We start from the raw sequence: 15,777 nt of genomic DNA on the forward strand, positions 1-15,777 counted from the left end.
ATATTTCTCTGAAGCAAAAAACTACGTCAGTCTTTCACTATTTTTTGGCTCAATCCCCTGCTCTTCTAAATCTTTAAGAAGTTTTTCATAAGCCTTTCTCGCGGCGTCCTGTTCCGCAGCTTTCTTCGTTTTCCCGTAACCAACGGCAAGCGCTTTTCCATTAACCCGCACCTCTACGTGGAAGAGCTTGTTCTGAGGAGTGCCGATGTTTTCTATGTAAGAATATTCAGGTCGTACACCCAGATTACCCTGTGTTAATTCTTGAAGGGTCGTCTTGTAATCAAGCACAAGTTCTTTATTCAAAGCTTTTTCTATATAGATTCCTAATTTCTCTTTCACAAAATTCCTCGCTATCTCGAATCCTTCGCTCAAATAAAGGGCGCCAAGGATAGCCTCAAAAGCATCGGCCAGTATCGAGTCCCGTCCCCTTCCGCCAGTCTTTAGCTCTCCTTTGCCAAGAAGCAGGTACTCCCCTATGTTCATATTCCGAGCAACCTCTGCCAGAACTTTTTCGCTTGCTACGACCGCACGTGTTTTTGACATCACACCTTCATCTACGTCGTACTCTCTGTACAAGAGATCTGCAAGCGAAAGAGCCAGCACAGCATCCCCAAGGAATTCCAATCTTTCATTCGATTCAACATTCATTCCCTTACGTACAACTTCATTTGCATAAGAAGAATGACACAGAGCTTTGAAAATCCACTCTGTGTCAATATCCAAATCGTTTTTCTTGCAAAACTCTTGAACTTTCTTATAATACTCTTTCATCTCACCCATTTCCTGACTCTTTCAGCTATCGATTCCGCGTCAAGTCCGGCAATTTTATAAAGGTCTTTTTTACTTCCAGAAATGAAGTACCTATCGATTCCGATTTTTTCGAATTTCTCCGGCAGGAATCCCGCCAATGCAAAGTAGCTTTCAAGGAGCGTTCCAAGGCCACTGTTCACGTTATGATCTTCAAAAGAACAAACTTTACCCTTAAGATATTCCTTTACTTCCTCAAAATTTGCGTCAAGAGGACAGCTTACATTCAAAATGGTGATTTCTATTCCTTCAGCCTTAAGCTCATCAGCAGCTTTAACTGCTTCTGTTGTTACCTGTCCTGTAACGACAACCGTGGCATCTTTTCCTTCGCGAATGACATCAACCTTTCCATATTCAAATTTATAGTCATCACCAAAGAAAGGTTTGCCATTTGCGTCCGTTATTATATCCATTTTCGAGCGTCCCATGGCTATAATGAAATTTCCTTTGTTTACAGCCGCATATCTTACAGCTCTGTCTGTCTGGTTGGGATCTGCAGGAACGATTAGCTTGAAACCGTATAGATTCTTTATGGCACCTATATAGTCGAGACAGTGATGGGTCTTTCCATCTTCCCCAACATCTATACCCACGTGGGTTACACCAACCTTCAAGTCAGTTTTGTTTATATCGTTGAGTCTTTGTTGGTTATAGGTTTCATCAATTCCAAAGACCCCAAAATCTGCAAAGAATGTTTTCGCACCTGATATGGACATGGCGCCAGCAACCGTTACAGCGTTGTGTTCCTGCACACCGATCTGGACAAAATTCTCGGGCCATACTTTTTCGAAATCCTCAAGTTTCGTTGAAGGTTTGAGGTCGCAATCAACAACCGCTATGGGCGCCTTTCCTTTGTTAATCTTTGCAAGATCCGCTAAAGCCTTCCCGAAAGCGGAACGATTATCAAGTTTTTCAGAAGCGCCGTAAGTTATCGGTGTTCCGGGATCGATTTCAACGAACTCCGTCGGCGGTACAATTGGCTCGTGATAGGAAGGTAATTTCTTTCTCATCTCAAGGTACTTTTCAAGATCATTTTCTACTCCGAGTTCAGCGAGAGCCTTCTTACAAGCTTCCAGATCTAGTGGCTTTCCGTGATATCCAACGACATCTTCCATAAAGCTGACACCTTTACCCATAACTGTTTTCGCAATTATTACCACAGGTCCCTCCGAATAATTGGAAGCTTCGCACAGCGCATCGTTAAGAGCTTCGTAATCGTGGCCATCGACTTCGATGACTTTCCAGCCGTCAGCTTCATAATTAGCCTTTATATCGACAAACATAACATCATGAGCTCTTCCAGATATCTGTGCATCGTTATAATCGATAACTGCCACCAGATTGTTCAACCCGTACTTCACCGCTGTCCTTCTGGCTTCAGCAACCTGTCCTTTTGCCTGTTCAGCATCACCCATTGCAACGTAAACCTGGAAATTCTTGCCGCTTATCTTAGAAGCAAGGGCCATACCAACACCGGCAGAAAGCCCTTGCCCGAGATTACCGGTAGTCCATTCCACACCAGGTATGCCACGGGTTATGTGACCCTCATAAATACTGCCAGCATGTCTGAATCCTGCAATAACTTCGTCAATATTGAAAAAACCAAGTCTCCCAAGTGCCGCATAAACACCTGGAGAAGTATGGCCATGACTAATAACAACCCTGTCTCTGTTAGGATCGAAAGGATTTTCAGGATCGATATTTGCATACGCATAAAGCATAAGGTAGATATCTATCGATGACATCGAACCACCAGGATGACCTGATTTAGCAACTGTGGTCATCTTTAAGATATCACCACGACAGATACGTCCAAGTTCTTTGAGTTCAGCTATTTTCTGTTCTGAAAGCTTTTTTTTCGCCATTCTGATACCTCCAATCCTCAACTATTTATCATCTTCTTCAAGCTCTATGTCTTCATCTTTCTCTCTAAGAAGTTCTTCTGGATCTGTGTCTGAAAGAAAAGAAACCTGGCTTTTTCTGAATTCATCGAAAGGAATTTTCAATAGCTGACCGTCATCCGCTACAAGCGTCAGCATCTTGAGAAAAATATTGACGGTGAGAACTTTGCAGGTTTTGTTCTGGTATTCCACCACGGTCCCTTCATCGGGTATATCTTTAAGTTCTTCTTCGTACAGATCCTGCTCGTAAGCAAGACAGCACAACAACCTGCCACATCGTCCTGAGATTTTTGCAGGGTTAATTAACAGTTGCTGTTTTTTCGCATGCTTTAACGTAATGCTTTCAAAATTCCTGAGAAATCTCACACAACATGCAACCATACCACACAGTCCGAGACTTCCCTGCATTTTAACCTCGTCACGGATACCAACCTGTCTTAACTCTATACGCGTTTTGAATGTCCTTGCGAGATCTTTGACCAGTTCCCGAAAGTCCACCCTGCTATCGGCTCCAAAATAAAATACGATTCTCGAACGGTCAAACATATATCTTGCTTCAAGTAACCTCATAGGCAAACCATGTTTCTTGATGAGCTCTTTACAAATCTCAAAGGCTTTCTCTGAATCTTCCTGGTTCTTTCTGTGAACCTCTTCGTCTTCTTCTGTCATTTTTCTCAAGATTGGCTTTATCTCTTCGCTTAACTGATCTATTCTCATTATAACAGGGCCATATCTAACCGTTCCAACATCAAGACCAAACTCGCCCATAGCGATCACACGGTCCCCTGGACGTAATTGCAAATCTTCTGCGGTGTATTTACTGAGTTTTCCAACAGCGTGGAATTCCACACCATAAACATGTCCATATATCTCAGGCATATTTTCCCTCCATTTCTAGCGTTTCACAAAAATTTCTCTTGCGCTGTAAAGAATTCTGTGTAATATGAGATCTCTATTCAATGAACCAATTTTCAATCTCGATAACCTTTGACACCACAGGAAAACTTCCTCAGATTCTGCCGTATTTTTAAGATCCAGGTCCATCAACCATTCGAGTAATTCCAAATTCTGTATGAGATTCCATCTTGAAGTTCTACTGATAATGAACGAGTCATGAATCAACGTTCCTAAAACCGCTGCAATCTCCTGAAGAGTATGGAAATAATTACCGTTGGTGTTCAAAGTTTTTTTCAATACCACAAATTTCTTAAAAAACTCGTGTTCCCCCTCAGAAACAATCCTACGAATAACCTCAAGATAAAACTTTCGTCGCATCAAATATTCTTCAGGCCGAGAATCCGTAAGTTTCTCAAATTTTGTCACCAGATCCTGAAAATTCAATTGCTCAAAGCTCTTCAATGCTTCTATCAATTGTGACACATCATTGTCGAGACAATGTTTCAGAACTTCGAAATCTTCAAAGCAACCCGCGTAAATGTACTTAACATCCTCCCTGTACTTTTTCTTCAGAGCATCTAACATTTCGTAAGGATAATCCATTTCAAAGAAAATGCTCCGGCTCCTTATCGTTGGAAGAAGAGATTCCCACGAAGTCGTTGTCAGTATCAATGTCGCAAATTCCGGTGGTTCTTCAAGTGTTTTCAAAAAAGCATTGGAGGCCTCAGGAGTAAGCCTTTCAACTCTATGAATGACAACATATTTTTTCTTGCCATTTGCAGGTTTATGGAGCAAGAAACGTTCAACATCCAATATATCGTCAATTCCTATGTTTCCTGAAGATGGTTGTACTACCAGGAGATCCTCGGTTTCTCGTTGCGAATTCCATTTCGTATCACTCCGAACAAGCTCAAAAGCTCTCTGCAACAAAAAACTTGGCGCTTTTCCAATAAACGCTACCGTTATACCTTTATCCAGATGTATAAGGTTCTCCAATGTTTTTAGAAAGGTCTCATTCATAACTCCCATAATTTAATTATAGCTGAAAGCTAGCAAATGTTATATGTATGATATATTTTTAAATGGGAGGGATTTTATGGAGAGAACATTTGTTTATTTGAAACCAAATACGATACAGAGGCAATTGATCGGGGAAGTGATATCCAGATTTGAAAGGAAAGGGCTGAAAATCGTAGCTTTAAAAATGCTGAAAATGACAATGGAGCAGGCGGAGAAACTCTACGAGGAACACAAAGGGAAGGATTTCTATAAGCCGCTTCTGAAGTTTGTTACCTCCGGTCCAATAGTTGCGATGATCCTTGAGGGACCCCGGGCTGTTGAGGTTGTTCGCCATGTTATAGGAAAAACGGATCCTCTTGAAGCTAACAGCGGGACGATCAGGGGAGAATTCGGAGTCACGATAAGAAAGAACATAGTCCATGCTTCCGACAGTCCCGAGCATGCCAAACACGAAATGTCGATTTTCTTCGATACCAGTGAAATCGTGGATTATAAGCTCTTACTAGAGGAACAATTCTGATGGTCATAGCTGTTTTAAAAAAAGGAAAGGAAAAGAAGCTCCTCAACGGTTACCCGTGGGTTTTTGAAGATGAAATCAGTGAAGTTCAGGGTGAGCTAATCCTTGGCTCCCCGGTGAATGTTTTTTCGAATGATTGGGCCTTCGTGGGAAAAGGCTTATACAATCCCTTTTCGAACAGAAAGATAATGTTTCTGACCACTGAAGATGTAGAGTTAGACGAAAATTTTTTCAGAGAAAGATTATATAAAGCCCTGGAATGGAGAACACGTTTTTTTGATAAGCCCTATTACAGGTTATTTCACGGTGAAGCCGACGGAATTCCCGGGTTCATTGCCGACAGGTATGGTGAAGTTATAGTTGTACAGTTCAGAAATTCCATTGTAGAACTATTGAAAAAACAGCTGGTAAATTCTATCGTAGAGCTTCTTCTTCCTGCTGCGGTTTATGAGAGAAGCGATTTTGAAATGGGCACCGGTGAAGCTTTGCAAAGGGAAACGGGACTACTTTTTGGTGAGATAAAAACTCCAATTGTTGAGGTCGAAGAGAATGGATTGAAGTATATCGTGAACTTTACAAACGGGCAAAAAACCGGGTTTTTCTTCGACCAAAGAGATTCGAGAAAAATGGCACGGAAAATTGTAAAAAGATTCGCTTTCAAGAGAGCTCTCGATCTTTTTTCGTTTACCGGTGGTTTTGGAATAAATATGGCCAAAGCGGGTGCTGAAGTTGTTTGCGTCGATAAATCCGGTGAAGATCTAGAAGTAGCTGAACTCAACGCAGCGTTGAATGATGTAAAAGAACGCATGAGTTTTGTTCAGATGGACGTCTTCAAATATCTGAAATCTTTGGAAAAGAAGGAACAATTTGATATAGTTGTTTTAGATCCTCCATCGTTGATAAAAAGAAAGAAGGAACTTCGTAGAGGAATAGAACTTTTAAAAGAATTAGTCTCTCTCTCCGTTCCGGTAGTTAAAAGCCACGGAGTAATTTGCCTTTGCAGTTGCGCTTATAATCTTGGGCTAGAACATCTTATTGAAGCATTAAGAAAGGTATCTTTGGAATTAGACGTTCAGTATAAAAATATTGGGATAACCTACCAGTCTTTAGATCATCCCTGGGTTTTGCAAATCCCGGAATCGCTTTATTTAAAGTGTGTGTGGACAGTTGTTGAAAAGAGGTGATAGAGGTGCCAGCTATATGGACCCACCTCATTCACGGTGACAGGGTTTTAAGAGAATTGAATATCGGTTTTGAAGAGGATTCCCTTTTCCTGTTCCATCTGGGAACCCAGGGACCTAATGTTTTCTTTTACCACGAGAATGAAGAATACAAAACCGCAGGTCACAGACTGCATAATCACAAGTGCGGTAAGTTTCTCTCCTACCTTTCAGAAAATTTATTTGAAGATTTTAGTCCCTATGTATACGGCATAATCTGTCATCACACACTAGATAGATTGACTCATCCATACATAATCTCACGTGCTGGAAACAGCAGCAAACATACCGATCTTGAAGAGGTAATAGACATTCAAATGGTAAAACGTTTCTTAAAAATTTCCATCGATACATTGAATCCACTGGGAATATTGCCTAAAGAGGTCCCTGAAATCATCGATCAGCTTTATGCAACATTCCTTTATGATGTTTTCAGAATAGACGGCATAAGCTTTTCTGAAGCTTACGGTAGAATGAGAGAAATGCTAACGCGAAAAGACCGCTCAGCTTTAGCGAATATCTTCAGAGGATTCACAAAGATATTTACACCTGGAAGTTCCCAAAAACAGCTGTTACTGAACGAAGACGTGTTGAACCTCAACAAGCGTTCCTGGTATCATCCAACCACCGGCTGGGAAAGCCGGGCCACTTTCCTTGAGTTATTTGATAATGCCGTTGAAGAAGCTGCTAAGATAATTCTCCCTTCTCTGAAGACTCATCGACCACCACAAATCCCCGATTTTTCATTCATGACGAATCTTCCATGCGTAGATTATTGAGGTGATAATTGTGAAAGTCCTTGGATTGGTTATGGCAAATCACCGCGCAGAAACCCTCAGACCCTTAACAAAGAAGCGTACGAGTGCAGCTTTACCGGTTTTCGGAAAATACAGAGCCATCGACTTTACGTTGAGCAATATGGTTAATGCCGGTATATCAAAGATTGGAATAGTTACTCAATACAGTCCCCGGAGCCTTATGGATCATCTCGGCTCAGGAAAGGAATGGGATCTCGACAGAAAAAGAGGAGGTCTTTTTATACTCCAGCCTTACGATACAGCATCCAAAGAAACTCTTGGATATGTAGGAAGTGCTGATGCCCTTTTTCAGAACATGACCATATTGAAAAGAGGAAATGAAGACTACACTCTTATCAGTGATGGTGACAGTATATACAAGATCGATTTCAGCAAAATGTTCAGAGCACATATCGAAACTGGAGCTGATATAACAGTTTTAACCGCAAGATCTGAATTTGTAAAGCATCAAGCCGTTCACCAGAAAACCATTTCCGACGAAACGGGAAGAGTCGTTGAATGGAAAATGGAAGACGAAAACATTGAAAATGAAAAATTTTCCGTTCCTCTCGGCGTTTACTTCATGAACAAATTCCTTCTGAGAGAATTGCTTTATGCGAATGTTCCCGAAGGTAAGGTAGATTTCGTCAAGGATATCATCGCGTCCAATGTAGATTCACTCAGAGTAGTTGAGTATAGATTTGAAGGATACTGGAGAAACCTTAAATGTGGTTTGGATTGTTATTATAAAACCAATTTAGACATACTCTCTGAAGAAGTAAGGCAAGAACTTTTTTACCAGCACGGAAAGATCTACACCAAGCTAAAAGATTTGCCACCACCGAAGATAACCGGTACAGCACGGGTTTCAAATTCCATGATAAGCGATGGTTCCATTATATCCGGACGGATCCATAACTCCGTTCTCTTCAGAAACGTTAAGGTACTTGCGGGAGCTATTGTGAAAAATTCGGTAGTACTTGAAGGCTGTCTCATAGAAGAAGGTGCTTACGTTGAAAATGCGGTGTTAGATAAGAATACAGTGATACGGTCTGGAAGAAGATTTATTGGGTCTCCTGAGAAACCAGCTATTGCAGAAAAGTTCGCGGTTTTATGAGGTGATACGAATGGCAAACAGAACCGTTGCTCTCATTCTCGCCGGGGGACAAGGGACCAGATTGGGATTGTTCACAGAAGAAATGGCAAAACCCGCTGTTCCTTTCGGTGGGAAATACAGAATAATTGATTTTACTTTAAGTAACTGCGTAAATTCAGGTATATACAACGTTGGGGTTCTGACGCAGTATCGGCCTCATACACTCAGTAAACACATTGGGATTGGCAGACCATGGGATCTAGATAGAAAAGACGGTGGCGTTGTAATACTACCACCTTATAAGGGACGAGAGGATTCTGATTGGTATTCCGGAACAGCCAACGCGGTTTTTCAAAATATAGATTATGTTGACGACTTCGATCCAGAACTTGTCCTTATACTATCTGGTGATCATATCTATGCTATGGATTACAATGAACTCATAGATTTCCATTATTCGAAAGCTGCCGATGGTACGATCGCCTGTATGAGGGTTCCTATGTCCGAGGCTTCGAGATTTGGAATCGTTGTAACTGACTTCAATGAGAGAATCGTTGAATTCCAAGAAAAACCAAAAGAACCAAGATCAAATCTGGCATCCCTCGGTATCTACGTTTTTAAATGGAAATTCCTGAAAAAAATGCTTATAGAAGATGAAAAAGATCCCAACAGTTTCCATGATTTTGGTAAGAACATACTGCCAAGAATTGTTGAAGAAAATCAGGGTTCTCTGTTTGCTTTCCCTTTCGAAGGATACTGGCGAGATGTTGGAACCATAAGGTCTTTATGGGAAGCCAATCTGGAGTTGACACGTCCGCTTCCTCCTCTTAATCTCCATGATCCAACGTGGAGATTTTATACTCATACCGAGGAATATCCACCAGCTTTCGTTGCTAACGACGCAAATATTCGGAATTCATTGGTCAGTGAAGGAGCTGTTATTCACGGATATGTGGAGAACTCCGTTATTTTTCAGGGAGTTTATATTGCACCGAACGTTACAATAAAAAACTCCGTGATTATGACCAATACTATAATCGAAGAGAATTGTGTTATCGATAAGGGAATCATAGGTGAGAACAGCATCATACGAAACGGCACTCATCTCGGAGAAGGTGAAGAAAAAGAGAACAATATGTTCCCGGATATATACAACGCTGGGCTTGTTGTTGTCGGCTCCGATGTCGTTATTCCTTCTGGAAGGCGTGTTGGAAAGAACGTTGCTATATGGAATCACGTAAAAGAATCCGATATAGATGGTGACATCAACAGTGGCGAAACTGTCTTTCCAAAAAACAGATAGAAAAAATGGAATTTCTTTGATTTTCACCTCACTGTGTCTGGCACTCACAGTGATTTTAGTTGCTATGATATGGTTCCTCGACAGTTATACAAAAAAACAGGAAAAACTCGTTGAAGATACCTTTAAACTAAGTCTTGATATAAGGAGTATTTTCCATACATTCCCGAATAACGCAAATAAAACAACAGAAATCACCACAGAAACCATCTATCAAAACGATACAAAAATAGAGATTCTTTCTGTTAAAATAAATACACCTGAGCAAGGTGTCACATTCGAATTCATAGGCTCTATCGAACCCTTAGATACAGGGGAAGGAGAAAAAAACAAAAAAGGAAGAAGGAGGTAGGGAAAATGAGAAAACTGCTTCTAGTATCGCTATTAGTACTCATTGCGGTATTTGTTCTTGCAGAAAAGATAACCATCCTGCACATCAACGACACACACGGGCATGCATGGACTTTTAGTGAATGGAAAAATCCCGATATAGGTGGTTTTGCTTTGATTGCAACCCTGGTTGATCAATTCAGGAAAGAGAATCCCAATACGTTGTTTTTGCACGCTGGCGATCTCAATACCGGTGTACCTGAATCCGACCTCATAGACGCCGCAGCGGATATCGTTGCATTGAACCTCATGGGACTGGATGCGATCGTCCTTGGAAACCATGAATTCGACAACCCACCGGAAGTTCTGGCAAAACAGATAAAATGGGCTCACTTCCCATTCTTGAGTGCAAACATTTATAAAGATGGAAAACCTGCTTTCACCCCTTACATAATTAAAGAAGTCGGTGGATTGAAAGTTGCGATCGTTGGTTTCACCACCGAGGAAACGGAAATCCTCGAAGCCCTTTATGCTCAAGGTTATGAATGGAAGAGTGTCATCGAAGTCGCCAAGGAATTGGTTCCTGAACTGAAAAAACAGGCAGACCTTGTTATTGCCCTAACACATCTTGGTACTGGCAAACCTATCGTAGGTGTTAACTCTATCGAACTCGCTGAACAAGTTGATGGCATAGATGTCATTGTTGACGGTCACAGTCATTCTCTTCTCACCGAACCAATGGTTGTAAATGAAACTCTCATCATTCAAGCTGGAGAATGGGGCAAATACCTCGGTAAGCTCGATCTCGAAGTAGAAAATGGCGGAATCGTTTTCGTCAGCTACGAATCCATCCCGATAAAGAAAGCCAATATAGAATCCAACAGAGCTGTTGATATCGTTCTTGATTATTTCAAGAAGCTTGGGGATGAAAAACTCGATACCGTTGTTGGTGAAACCAAGATTCTGCTTGAAGGAACAAGAGCAATAATCAGAAATCAGGATACAAATCTCGGTCACCTTGTAGCTGATGCCATGGTCTGGAAGACTGGTGCCGACCTCGCCATAACCAACGCAGGTGGAATCAGAGCCTCAATTCAGCCCGGACCGATAACATACCGCGATATTCTCAAGGTTCTTCCGTTTGGCAATACCCTTTACATCATAAAGATCACAGGGGAACAGTTGATGGAAGTACTCAAATACACCACAACGATTCCAGCTGGAAAAGGTGCCAGACCACAAGTAGCAAATCTTAGCTACAAAATTGAAAACGGCGAGGTCAAGGATGTTATGATCAAAGGAGAGCCAATAGATCTCAGTAAGACCTACACTCTCGTTACAAACAACTATATGGCTGCCGGTGGAGACGGTTACAAAATGCTCAAAGGACTCGAAGGTTATGACACCGGATTCGTCCTTGCCGATGTCGTCATGGAATATATCTCTGAAATCAGCCCGATTACCGAGTACGACGATGCTCCAAGGGTAATAAAAGTCGAAGCTGAATAAGCCAATTGAAAATGTCGCTGATTTGACATTTTAAAACCTCGAAAATTTGAGGAGTAGTTTATAAATATTTCCTGTATTATAATAGGGGCGTAAGCCCCTATTTTTCATTTCTTACCGGCGTTATCAATACATAAAATCTATTGGATAGAAAGGTGGTAGATGATGGGACTGTTGAGCTTCAAAGGTGGGGTTCATCCGCCTGAGAAAAAAACTCTTTCTGAAGATGTTCCACTATCCAGAGCCCCACTACCAGGAAAGGTTTTTGTTTTCCTCGCCAATCATGCAGGTGTACCCGCAAAACCAATTGTTCAACCCGGTGATGATGTCAAAACAGGACAGAAGATCGCTGAAGCTGCTGGTTTCATCTCGGCGAATTTACATTCCCCGGTTACAGGGAAGGTTGTGGAGATCTCCAAGATGTATCATCCTGTTCTCGGAAAACCTCAGGATGCAATTGTAATCGAAAAAACTAGCGACGATGACTGGGAACTCCTCGAACCAGCAAAATCGTACGAAGAATTCAGTCGAGATGAAATCATAGAAAGAATTAAAGAAGCCGGTATAGTTGGTCTTGGTGGAGCCACATTTCCAACCCACGTTAAATTAAATCCACCTAAGGATAAGAAAATCGACGTTCTTATAATTAATGGTGCTGAATGTGAGCCTTATCTTACTGTTGATTATCGTTTGATGCTGGAAATGTCAGAAAAGATTATTCGCGGGATTCGAGCATTAATGAAGGCACTTGGGGTTGAGAAAGCAATTATAGGTATAGAAGATAACAAACCAAAAGCTATAAGAAGAATGAAAGAAGCCGCAGGTGATGGAATTGAGGTTAGAGTTCTTAAAACTAAGTATCCCCAGGGTGCTGAAAAACAGCTTATTTATGCCCTTACGAAAAGAATTGTTCCGTCTGGTGGTCTTCCAATGGACGTTGGTGTTGTTGTACAAAATGTTGGAACTGCCTTTGCTGTTTATGAAGCTATCGAACTGGGAAAACCTCTCATCGAGAGGGCTGTTACTGTAACCGGTGAAGGAGTTAAAAAACCCATAAACATTGTAGCGAGAATCGGGACCCTTGCCAGCGAGCTCATTGAATTGGCTGGTGGTATGGAAGCAAACGTCGATAGAGTTGTCTTTGGTGGTCCAATGATGGGAATAGCCGTTCCCAAAATAGATATTCCTGTGATGAAAGGAACTTCAGGTATCACGGTAATGACAAAAGAGGTTGTAGGAGAAAGGGAAAGCTTCCCCTGTATCAGATGTGGAGGATGTGTTAAAGCCTGCCCCATGTATCTACAACCTTTTCAGCTTTATCTTTACACCAGTAACAGGCTTTACGACAGAGCCGTTGATGAAGGACTTATGGACTGTATGGAATGCGGAAGTTGTTCTTATGTTTGTCCAGCAAACATTGACCTTGTCAAGAGTTTTAAGCTGGCTAAAAAGGTTTACCGTGCGTTGAAAGGGGGAGCAAAAAAGTGAAGCTAAATGTTGCAGCAGCACCTCACCTACGATCAACCAATAGCGTACGGAAGATTATGATTGATGTTCTTATAGCGTTGTTGCCTGCCAGTGTGATGGCTGTAATACTGTTCGGTGCGAAAGCTTTGTTCCTGATAGTGTTCAGCGTTGTAACCGCAGAACTTTTGGACTTCTTTTTCATGAGAATTCTAAGAGGCAAAAAAGATTACAGACCGGACGGTAGTGCCGCGGTTACTGGCCTGCTTTTGGCTCTTAACCTTTCCCTGGCGGTGACATGGTGGCAAACCCTTGTTGGTATTATCGCGGCAATAGGGATTGCGAAAAATGTATTTGGCGGATTGGGAAAGAATATATGGAATCCAGCCCTGGTTGGACGTGTTTTCATGCTGATCTCTTTCCCGGTACAGATGACGACCTGGTACACACCCTTTGATTTGCAAACAACCGCCACACCAATGGCGTTGTTAAAAGACGGGAAGGAAACCATCTGGGGAATCAGAGACCTTTTCCTCGGAACGGTTCCAGGTTCTCTGGGTGAAGTGAGTGCATTATTGTTGATTCTTGGTTTTGTATGGCTGGTAATTCGTAAAAGAATAAAGCTTATGATACCGATCGCTTATGTGGGAAGCGTAGCCTTGATCTCGGCAATTTTCTACCTTGTGAACCCTGCATACGGGGATCCGTTGTACCACATCTTTGGTGGCGGATTAATGCTTGGAGCGCTTTTCATGGCAACCGATATGGTCACAAGTCCTATGACACCGAAAGGGCAATGGATTTTCGGATTGGGTTGTGGTGTAATCACCATGGTTATCCGATATTTTGGAGGTTATCCAGAGGGTGTTTCCTTCTCAATCCTGATAATGAATTCCTTTGTGCCACTGATAGATTCTGTAACGCGCCCGAAGAGATTTGGCGAGGTGAAAGCCAATGCGTGAGTATATCAAAACAGGACTAACACTCATGTTGATAACCCTCATAGCCGGTTTGGGATTGTCACTTGTATATACACTCGTTAAAGAACCAATAGAAAAAGCAGAAATAAGTGCCAAAATAAAAGCAATAGAAAAAGTCCTGACAGATTCGAATACTGGTGAGCTTCTCATCGAAAGGTCGGCTATTCCAGAAACTGCTCAAGAACTTTCAAAGTACGAATGGCTTCCCTCAGGCTTCACACCGAAAGAAGGTTTCTTATATATTTCATCCGATGGTAAAGGAAAAGTTCTGGCACCCGCTTATGTTTTCAGAGCAAAAGATGGCAGTAAGATATATATTCTCACCGGACAGGCCGTTGGTTACGGTGGAAATGTTATTACCATAGCAGCTTTTGTGGAAGATACTTCAGGTATCAGATTAAACGCTATCAAGGTTATTGAATACTCTCAAGAAACTCCTGGATTAGGAGCAAAAATAGCTGATGAAAACATACAGAAACGTTTCTATCCGATTTCAAAAGAAGGGCTTGAGAAACACCTGAAGGTTGATAAGGATTCCGGCAAAGGGGCTGTCAATGACGAAATGGAAATGGAAAGGCGCAGAAACACCGAAGGCATCATTCAAACAAGTGACGTGATGACCGGTGCGACAATAACCCCTAGAGCTGTTGTAACTTCAATCAATGCAATGTATGAGTTTCTCAAGAAGGCAGGTGTGAACTAATGGCCGAAAAACTGAATAAGATGAAGGTCCTCACCAACGGATTCATAGCTCAGAATCCAACATATGTACAGGTTTTGGGAATGTGTCCAACGCTTGCAACGACAACCAGCGCTGTGAATGGTTTGGGTATGGGATTGGCCACAACAGCTGTTCTCATCATGTCGAACGTAGTTGTTTCTCTTTTAAGAAAAGTTATTCCAAATAAAATACGTATCCCGGCTTACATAGTCATCATCGCTTCCTTTGTTACAGTCGTAGATTTGCTAATGCATGGGTTTGTATATGACCTCTGGAAGACTCTTGGGTTGTTTATTCCACTTATCGTTGTTAACTGTATAATTCTCGGACGTGCGGAATCCTTCGCATCGAAAAACGGCGTTTTTCTTTCATTCCTGGACGGTCTGGGAATGGGTCTTGGATTTACCGGTTCACTTGTGCTGCTCGGAGCTGTGAGAGAGATTATCGGTAACGGTAGTGTGTTCAATGTTCATTTGACCGATATAAAGATGTTTGCAATGGTGCTCCCACCGGGGGCTTACATTGCTCTTGGTCTGTTAGCCGGATTGTTCAATTACATCGGTGCAAGAAGGAACAAAGCTTCGAAAGCCAAAGCCGGAAAGTGAGGTTGAGTGATTATGACGATGGGAATGGGAACAAGATTGTTCTTCATATTTCTTTCCGCTGTATTAGTTAATAACTTTGTTCTTTCAAGGTTTCTTGGGATATGTCCCTTCCTAGGGGTTTCCAGAAAAGTGGATACAGCTATCGGGATGAGTCTTGCGGTTATTTTCGTTATGGTTATGGCTTCCGTGATCACATGGTTGCTGAATGTTCTATTAGTTGCCCTCGGGCTACCATTTTTGACTACCATAGTTTTTATACTTATTATAGCCGTTCTTGTTCAGTTCGTTGAAATCGTCTTGAAGAAAACCAGTCCTGGACTGTATGAAAGCCTCGGAATATATCTGCCGCTAATAACCACGAACTGTGCCATTCTTGGTCTTGCTGTTCTCAATGTTCAGCTTGAATACAATCTGCTGGAAACCATAATAAACTCTGTTGGTGCAGGAATAGGTTTTGCTCTTGCTTTAATAATTTTCTCAACAATTAGGGAAAGAATGGATCTTGTAGAGTTACCGGAAGCTTTTAAAGGTACCGCAAGCGCTCTCATAACAGCCGGCTTGCTTTCAATGGCGTTCACAGGATTCCAGGGCCTCGTGAAGCTGTGAGGGGGTATGG

16 protein-coding genes are annotated in these 15,777 nt (G+C 41.9%); 12 read left to right on the forward strand and 4 right to left on the reverse strand.

The window, feature by feature from the left end; all coding sequences use genetic code 11:
• Window positions 1–21 precede the first annotated feature (21 nt).
• From rnc to KOLE_RS04520, 4 genes are read right to left on the reverse strand one after another with little or no spacing between them, the layout of a single operon-like run.
• Window positions 22–780 (reverse strand): ribonuclease III, encoded by a 759-nt coding sequence (gene rnc / locus KOLE_RS04505; RefSeq protein WP_237697541.1) that lies wholly within the window; start codon window positions 778–780, stop codon window positions 22–24.
• A complete protein-coding gene (locus KOLE_RS04510) occupies window positions 768–2,672 on the reverse strand; it encodes a transketolase (protein WP_015868264.1) in 1,905 nt (634 codons plus the stop codon). The genes rnc and KOLE_RS04510 overlap by 13 nt, the downstream gene beginning before the upstream one ends.
• Window positions 2,673–2,693: 21 nt before the next feature.
• Entirely contained in the window at window positions 2,694–3,587 is an 894-nt protein-coding gene (locus tag KOLE_RS04515; protein ID WP_015868265.1) for a PSP1 domain-containing protein, read from the reverse strand.
• A gap of 15 nt (window positions 3,588–3,602) precedes the next feature.
• Window positions 3,603–4,625: a hypothetical protein gene (locus KOLE_RS04520; RefSeq protein ID WP_041288652.1), complete on the reverse strand. Its 1,023-nt coding sequence runs from the start codon at window positions 4,623–4,625 to the stop codon at window positions 3,603–3,605.
• 76 nt (window positions 4,626–4,701) lie between these two features.
• Between KOLE_RS04520 and ndk the strand changes: the two genes are divergently transcribed.
• The 12 genes from ndk (at window position 4,702) to rsxA (ending at window position 15,767) form a co-directional block, all read left to right on the forward strand.
• Window positions 4,702–5,145, forward strand: a complete 444-nt coding sequence (gene ndk, locus KOLE_RS04525) for a nucleoside-diphosphate kinase (protein WP_015868267.1) — start codon at window positions 4,702–4,704, stop codon at window positions 5,143–5,145.
• Window positions 5,145–6,326: a class I SAM-dependent rRNA methyltransferase gene (locus tag KOLE_RS04530; protein ID WP_015868268.1), complete on the forward strand. Its 1,182-nt coding sequence runs from the start codon at window positions 5,145–5,147 to the stop codon at window positions 6,324–6,326. The genes ndk and KOLE_RS04530 overlap by 1 nt, the downstream gene beginning before the upstream one ends.
• A gap of 5 nt (window positions 6,327–6,331) precedes the next feature.
• Window positions 6,332–7,141: a zinc dependent phospholipase C family protein gene (locus KOLE_RS04535; protein ID WP_015868269.1), complete on the forward strand. Its 810-nt coding sequence runs from the start codon at window positions 6,332–6,334 to the stop codon at window positions 7,139–7,141.
• Window positions 7,142–7,151: 10 nt separating this feature from the next.
• Window positions 7,152–8,276, forward strand: a complete 1,125-nt coding sequence (gene glgD / locus KOLE_RS04540; RefSeq protein ID WP_015868270.1) for a glucose-1-phosphate adenylyltransferase subunit GlgD — start codon at window positions 7,152–7,154, stop codon at window positions 8,274–8,276.
• 10 nt (window positions 8,277–8,286) lie between these two features.
• A complete protein-coding gene (locus KOLE_RS04545) occupies window positions 8,287–9,558 on the forward strand; it encodes a glucose-1-phosphate adenylyltransferase (RefSeq protein ID WP_015868271.1) in 1,272 nt (423 codons plus the stop codon).
• Window positions 9,527–9,907, forward strand: a complete 381-nt coding sequence (locus tag KOLE_RS04550; RefSeq protein WP_041288653.1) for a hypothetical protein — start codon at window positions 9,527–9,529, stop codon at window positions 9,905–9,907. The genes KOLE_RS04545 and KOLE_RS04550 overlap by 32 nt, the downstream gene beginning before the upstream one ends.
• 5 nt (window positions 9,908–9,912) lie before the next feature.
• Complete coding sequence (locus tag KOLE_RS04555; protein WP_015868273.1) at window positions 9,913–11,394, forward strand: bifunctional UDP-sugar hydrolase/5'-nucleotidase; 1,482 nt, start codon at window positions 9,913–9,915, stop codon at window positions 11,392–11,394.
• 162 nt (window positions 11,395–11,556) lie between these two features.
• A complete protein-coding gene (gene rsxC / locus KOLE_RS04560; RefSeq protein ID WP_015868274.1) occupies window positions 11,557–12,879 on the forward strand; it encodes an electron transport complex subunit RsxC in 1,323 nt (440 codons plus the stop codon).
• Window positions 12,876–13,817 (forward strand): RnfABCDGE type electron transport complex subunit D, encoded by a 942-nt coding sequence (locus KOLE_RS04565; protein ID WP_015868275.1) that lies wholly within the window; start codon window positions 12,876–12,878, stop codon window positions 13,815–13,817. The genes rsxC and KOLE_RS04565 overlap by 4 nt, the downstream gene beginning before the upstream one ends.
• Window positions 13,810–14,538 carry an RnfABCDGE type electron transport complex subunit G gene (locus KOLE_RS04570; protein WP_015868276.1) on the forward strand — a complete coding sequence of 243 codons (729 nt, stop codon included), beginning with the start codon at window positions 13,810–13,812 and terminating at the stop codon, window positions 14,536–14,538. Before KOLE_RS04565 ends, KOLE_RS04570 begins: the two co-directional genes overlap by 8 nt.
• Complete coding sequence (rsxE, locus tag KOLE_RS04575; RefSeq protein ID WP_015868277.1) at window positions 14,538–15,161, forward strand: electron transport complex subunit RsxE; 624 nt, start codon at window positions 14,538–14,540, stop codon at window positions 15,159–15,161. Before KOLE_RS04570 ends, rsxE begins: the two co-directional genes overlap by 1 nt.
• A 12-nt stretch (window positions 15,162–15,173) precedes the next feature.
• Window positions 15,174–15,767: an electron transport complex subunit RsxA gene (gene rsxA, locus KOLE_RS04580; RefSeq protein WP_015868278.1), complete on the forward strand. Its 594-nt coding sequence runs from the start codon at window positions 15,174–15,176 to the stop codon at window positions 15,765–15,767.
• The last annotated feature ends 10 nt before the right edge of the window (window positions 15,768–15,777 follow it).

This window comes from Kosmotoga olearia TBF 19.5.1 (genome assembly GCF_000023325.1).
Taxonomy (GTDB): Bacteria; Thermotogota; Thermotogae; order Petrotogales; family Kosmotogaceae; genus Kosmotoga; species Kosmotoga olearia.